General features: G+C 73.4%; 5 protein-coding genes. 3 read left to right on the top strand and 2 right to left on the bottom strand.

Annotated elements, in window-relative coordinates; all coding sequences use genetic code 11:
• Positions 1–758 (top strand): DUF4245 domain-containing protein (locus tag F9B16_RS42810; protein WP_225992443.1); only part of this gene is annotated, 758 nt, incomplete at its 5' end.
• Between the two features lie 42 nt (positions 759–800).
• On the opposite strand, the gene F9B16_RS42805 is transcribed toward F9B16_RS42810, so the two are convergent.
• Positions 801–1,037, bottom strand: a complete 237-nt coding sequence (locus tag F9B16_RS42805; RefSeq protein ID WP_404800569.1) for an exodeoxyribonuclease VII small subunit — start codon at positions 1,035–1,037, stop codon at positions 801–803.
• Between the two features lie 10 nt (positions 1,038–1,047).
• Positions 1,048–2,262, bottom strand: a complete 1,215-nt coding sequence (gene xseA, locus F9B16_RS42800; protein ID WP_151545990.1) for an exodeoxyribonuclease VII large subunit — start codon at positions 2,260–2,262, stop codon at positions 1,048–1,050.
• 120 nt (positions 2,263–2,382) lie between these two features.
• On the opposite strand from xseA, the gene F9B16_RS42795 reads away from it, so the two are divergent.
• Both F9B16_RS42795 and F9B16_RS42790 read left to right on the top strand, forming a co-directional pair.
• The gene (locus F9B16_RS42795) at positions 2,383–2,808 is read left to right on the top strand and encodes a MarR family winged helix-turn-helix transcriptional regulator (RefSeq protein WP_151545989.1); all 426 of its coding nucleotides are present in this window, start codon (positions 2,383–2,385) and stop codon (positions 2,806–2,808) included.
• A 20-nt stretch (positions 2,809–2,828) separates the two neighbouring features.
• Complete coding sequence (locus tag F9B16_RS42790; protein ID WP_151545988.1) at positions 2,829–4,058, top strand: MFS transporter; 1,230 nt, start codon at positions 2,829–2,831, stop codon at positions 4,056–4,058.
• The last annotated feature ends 98 nt before the right edge of the window (positions 4,059–4,156 follow it).

The raw sequence follows: 4,156 nt of genomic DNA, 5'->3' as shown, positions 1-4,156 counted from the left end.
CCGGCGAGCGGCCGCCCGCCGGGGAGCCGCCCGCGGCGTCCGCGGCGTCCGCGGCCGAGGGCACCGCGTCCGGGGATGGCGCGTCCGGCGAGGGTGCCTCCGGCGAAGGCGAGGCCGCCGCGGCGGCGCAGGGCGCGGGACGTCCCGTGGTCAAGGTCAGCCCGGCCGTGTACAAGCGGCTGACGACCGGGCTCGGCGGGTTCACGATGGCGATGGGCGCGTGCCTGCTGCTCGTGCTGGCGATCTTCGTGATCACGCCGCGCGACAACAAGGAAGTGCTGCCGACCGTCGACTACGCCTCGCAGCTGTGGGCCATGCGCGGCGACGCGCCGTACACGGTCTGGGCGCCGGAGGGCCTGTCGCCGCGCTGGCGGCCGACGAGCTCGCGCATCAGCGGGCTGGAGTCCGGCGGAAAGCAGCCGGTGGCCTGGCACCTGGGGTTCGTGACGCCGAAGGGCGAGTACGCGGCGCTGGAGCAGAGCAACGAGAAGGCGGAAGCGTACGTCCCGCGGATGACCAACAGCAGCAAGCCGATCGGCACGATGCAGGTCGCCGGCGCATCGTGGGCGAAGTACCACCGCAACGACAAGAAGGCGAACTCGCTGGCGAGGCCGGGGCCCGGCGGGACGAGCATCGTGGTGACGGGGACCGCGTCCTACGAGGAGCTGGCGGTGCTCGCCGCCTCGCTGAAGCCGCAGGCGAAGCAGGGTGCGGGCCCGGCGCCGTCGGCGTCGGCCCCGGCCACCCAGGGGTCCTGACCCGGGCTCGCGGGCCCGCCCCGGATCCGTGGTGCCCTACGGTCAGAACGGGGCCGGGGCCTCGCCGTCCTCCGGTCCCTTCATGGCGGCGGCGAGCCTGGCGCGCGCCCCCTCGAGCCATTCCTCGCAGACGGCGGCGAGCTTCTCGCCGCGCTCCCACAGGGCGAGGGACTCCTCCAGCGTCAGCCCGCCGGCCTCCAGGCGCTTCACGACGTCGGTCAGCTCGTCGCGGGCCTGCTCGTACGAGGGCTTGCGCTCGGTCGCGTTCTCTTCTGCCACTCTCGTCAGTCTAGGGCTCCTCGCGGCCCGAGACGGTGGCGGTGAGGCGGCCGCCGGACAGGCGGACGTGGAGGCGCTCGCCGTCCTTGACGTCCGCGGGCTCCCGCACGACCGACTCGTCCTCGCGCTGGACGATCGCGTAGCCGCGGTCGAGCGTCGCGGCGGGGGAGAGGGCGAGCAGGCGGGCGCGGGTGTGCGACAGCTCGTCCCCGGCCCGGTCCAGGGCGGACGCCACGCACCGGCGGGTCCGGTCGCGCAGCGCCAGGACCTGCTCGGACTGCCGTTCGATCTCCCGGACCGGGTCGGCGAGGGCGGGCCGCGACCGGACGTTGCGCAGCCAGTGCAGCTCCCGCTCCACCGCGCCGGCGAGGCAGCGCCGGCCGCGGTCGCGGAGCTGCCGGACGAGCTGGAGCTGCTCGCGCACGTCCGGGACGGTCTTCTTCGCCGCGTCGGTCGGGGTGGAGGCGCGGACGTCGGCGACGAGGTCGAGGATCGGGCTGTCCTGCTCGTGCCCGATGGCGCTGACGACGGGGGTGCGGGCGGCGGCGACCGCGCGGACGAGCGCCTCGTCGGAGAACGGCAGCAGATCCTCCATGGCGCCGCCGCCGCGCGCGATGACGATGACCTCGATCTCGGGGTCGGCGTCCAGCTTCCGGAGCGCCTCCATGACCTCGCCGACCGCGTAGGAGCCCTGGACGGCGGTGTTCTCGACGCGGAAAGCGACGGCGGGCCAGCGGCGGCGCGCGTTCTGCAGGACGTCGTGCTCGGCGTCGGAGTCGCGGCCGCAGATGAGGCCGATCTTGCCGGGCAGGAACGGCAGCGGCCGCTTGCGCTCGGGGCGGAACAGGCCCTCGGACGCGAGCACCTGCTTGAGCCGCTCCAGCCGGGCGAGCAGCTCGCCGACGCCGACCGGGCGGACCTCGATGGCGCTGAGCGAGAACGTCCCGCGGTTGATCCAGAAGTCGGGCTTGGCGTGCACGACGACGCGGGCGCCGTCGGTGACGGCGGGCCCGGCGGCCTCGAACACCCCGCGCGGCCCGACGACCCGCACGGACATGTTCGCGACGGGGTCGCGCAGCGTCACGTAGACGGTGCCGCCGCGCGCGTTCAGGTCGGTGATCTGGCCCTCGACCCAGATCCGGCCGAGGCGGCCGATCCAGCCGCCGACCGCCTGCAGGACGGTCCGCACCGGCACGGGGGACTCGGCCGTGGTCTCCATCGCCATGCCCCGAAGCCTACGGGCGCCGGAAGGCGGGCGGCGTGTGACGGACGAGACAGGCCGGACCGCTTCGATGCTTAGCCACACTAACTTAGACTGACTAAGTAATTTCCGAGGAGAGCAACCGTGACCGTTCCCGAGAGCGCGCTGGCCGAGCAGCTCAACCGCAGCCTCCGGCACATCGTGCTGACGCTGCGCCGGGTCAGTGCCGACCAGCCGATCACCAGCCAGCAACTGTCGGTGCTCGGCTCGCTCGAGCACGGCCCGCGCCGCATGACCGAACTGGCCGCCGAGCACGGCGTCCGGCTCCCCACCATGACCGCGCAGATCAACCGGCTGGAACGGGACGGCCTGGTCGAGCGCGGCCGGGACGGCTCGGACGCCCGCGTCGTCACCGCCGCGCTCACCGCGGCCGGCCGCGAGCGGCTGGCCGCGGGGCGCGCGCAGCGCATCGGCTTCCTGGCCGAACGGTTCGCGGCGCTGACGGACGAGGAGCGCGCGGCGGTCGCCGCGGCGCTGCCCGCCCTCGACAAGCTCTTCACCGCTCCTTGATCTCTCAAAGGGGGGTCTCCATGCACGCTCAGCCCTCGTCGACCACGAGGCGCGGCGGCATCCTCAGGCAGCCGATGTCGGTGTGGGCCACCGCCTTCGCCGCCGTCGTCGCCTTCATGGGCATCGGGCTCGTCGACCCGATCCTGCCCGCGATCGCCACGAACCTGAAGGCGACGCCGAGCCAGGTCTCGCTGCTGTTCACCAGCTACTTCCTGATCACCGCGGTGGCCATGCTGATCACCGGCTGGGTGTCCAGCCGGATCGGCGGCAAGAAGACGCTGATGATCGGGCTCACCCTCGTCGTGGTGTTCGCCGCGCTCGCCGGGACGTCCGACACCGTCGGGCAGCTCGTCGGGTTCCGCGCCGGCTGGGGCCTCGGCAACGCGCTGTTCGTCGCCACCGCGCTCGCCGTCATCGTCGGCGCCGCGTCCGGCGGCGCCGAGAAGGCCATCGTCCTGTACGAGGCCGCGCTCGGCCTCGGCATCTCGCTCGGCCCGCTCGTCGGCGCCCTGCTCGGCGACATGAACTGGCGGTTCCCGTTCTTCGGCACCGCGGTCCTGATGGCCGTCGGCTTCCTGCTGATCAGCACGCTGCTCAAGGCGCCGCCGAAGCCCGCCGGGAAGACCCGGCTGAGCGCGCCGATCCGGGCGCTCGCGCACGGCGGGCTGTCCACCACCGCGTTCACCGCGCTGTTCTACAACTACGCGTTCTTCACCGTCCTCGCCTTCACCCCGTTCGTGCTCGGGATGAGCGCGCACGGCATCGGCCTGGTGTTCTTCGGCTGGGGTGTGATGGTCGCGCTGGCCTCGGTGTTCGGCGCGCCGGCGCTGCAGCGGCGGATCGGAACGGTCCGGGTCATGTACCTCGGGCTGGCGCTGCTGGTGCTGTTCCAGCTCGGCCTCGCCTTCCTCGGACACGACGGGATCATCGTCTGCACGATCCTGTCCGGCATCCCGATCGGGCTGAACAACACCGCGTTCACCGAGGCCGCGATGGAGGTCTCCGACAACCCGCGGCCCGTCGCGTCCGCCGGGTACAACTTCGTCCGCTGGATGGGCGGGGCCCTCGCCCCCTACTTCGCGACCAAGCTCGCCGAAGAGGTCAACCCGCACCTGCCCTACGTGGTCGGCGCCGCCTGCTGCGTCGTCGCGATCGGCGTCCTCGTGACCCGGCGCCGCCACCTGGCGCCGCTGGAGCGCGTCGACATCGACCACACCTTCCAGGACGAGCCGCTTCCCGCCCACACGTGACGGACGGGCTCCGATGACCTCGCGGCGGCGCTCCTCCGGGAGCGCCGCCGCCCCGGGGTCAGCGCCCAGGTTCCGGCACCGCGAACGGCCGGTGCGCC

This window comes from Actinomadura montaniterrae, from assembly GCF_008923365.1.
Classification (GTDB): domain Bacteria; phylum Actinomycetota; class Actinomycetes; order Streptosporangiales; family Streptosporangiaceae; genus Spirillospora; species Spirillospora montaniterrae.
Note: the sequence above shows the minus strand (reverse complement) of the source record. Positions and strands in the feature narration are given on the sequence as shown.

Excerpts from the sequence above, each read along its gene's own strand:
- xseA (WP_151545990.1), bottom strand. The coding sequence starts at position 2,262 with ATGGCGATGGAGACCACGGCCGAGTCCCCCGTGCCGGTGCGGACCGTC.
- F9B16_RS42790 (WP_151545988.1), top strand. The coding sequence starts at position 2,829 with ATGCACGCTCAGCCCTCGTCGACCACGAGGCGCGGCGGCATCCTCAGG.